At 62.7% G+C, this 357-nt stretch carries 1 protein-coding gene; it reads left to right on the plus strand.

The window, feature by feature from the left end; all coding sequences use genetic code 11:
* On the plus strand, positions 1 to 357 hold a 357-nt coding region (locus AC0C6X_RS30190; protein WP_472956720.1), incomplete at both ends, for a GMC family oxidoreductase N-terminal domain-containing protein.

The following is a 357-nucleotide window of genomic DNA, read 5'->3' on the forward strand; positions in this document are numbered from 1 at the left end:
CTTTCTTGCGCCCGGCGAAACACCGCCCGAACCTGACGATTTGGACGCAATCCCACGTCGAAAGGCTGATTCTGGAAACCGAGGGTTCCGGTCACAAGCGTTGCGTTGGCGTTATGCTTCAGCGGCAGGGACGCAGTGCGCAGGTTCGTGCGCGCAGGGAGGTCATCCTTTCCGCCGGCGCAATCGGCTCGCCGCAGATCCTGCAATTGTCGGGCATCGGGCCGGGCACGCTCTTGAAGCGCCAAGGCGTCGAGGTCGCGCACGACTTGCCGGGCGTCGGGGAAAATCTTCAGGACCATCTGCAAATCCGCGCGGTCTTCAAGGTCGGCAATGCCAAGACGCTGAACACGCTCGCCA

The sequence above is a fragment of the Ensifer sp. VA4 genome (genome assembly GCF_055710065.1).